The organism is Mesorhizobium sp. M4B.F.Ca.ET.089.01.1.1, from assembly GCF_004022605.1.
Classification (GTDB): Bacteria; Pseudomonadota; Alphaproteobacteria; order Rhizobiales; family Rhizobiaceae; genus Mesorhizobium; species Mesorhizobium abyssinicae.
The window spans coordinates 1-451 of record NZ_RZOS01001418.1; the positions used below are offsets into that span (position 1 = coordinate 1).

General features: G+C 62.1%; 2 pseudogenes. Both read left to right on the forward strand.

Annotation, left to right across the window (positions count from 1 at the left end):
- A pseudogene (locus tag EN780_RS39560) lies at window positions 1-232 on the forward strand (hypothetical protein); the annotation flags it as partial.
- Window positions 233-243: 11 nt separating this feature from the next.
- A pseudogene (locus tag EN780_RS40145) lies at window positions 244-451 on the forward strand (hypothetical protein); the annotation flags it as partial.

Here is a 451-nt window from a genome sequence, read left to right on the forward strand (position 1 = left end):
GCACGATCCCGACCACGCCCTGGCGGCGGCGACGCAAGCGGTTCTGCTGAAACACGGGTTCGTGCTTGCGCAGGGAGACGTAGGCCACGTGGTCAACGATCTCACGCTGAGCGCGCTGTACGATGTGCCGGTGCGGCTGGTCTCCGTCGGCGGAAGTGACGATGGCTTCGGTCCCATGACCGTATGTTTTCCTGTCCGCCGAAACTCCCGATTGGGCAAGCTCCAAATCTGAAGGAAATTGACATGAGGCGTCGATCCCTCCTGAAAATTGCAGCCTTCTTGCTGCTCCCGTTACCCATCACCTTGGCGAAGGCGGATGCGACCGGGATCCGCACAATTACCGACATGTCGGGCCGCAGCGTCGTCGTGCCGGCCCAAGTCAAGCGAGTCGCCACCATGGGCTCCGTGCCGCCACTAAACAGTCTTCTGTTCGCCGTCGGCGCGTCGGATC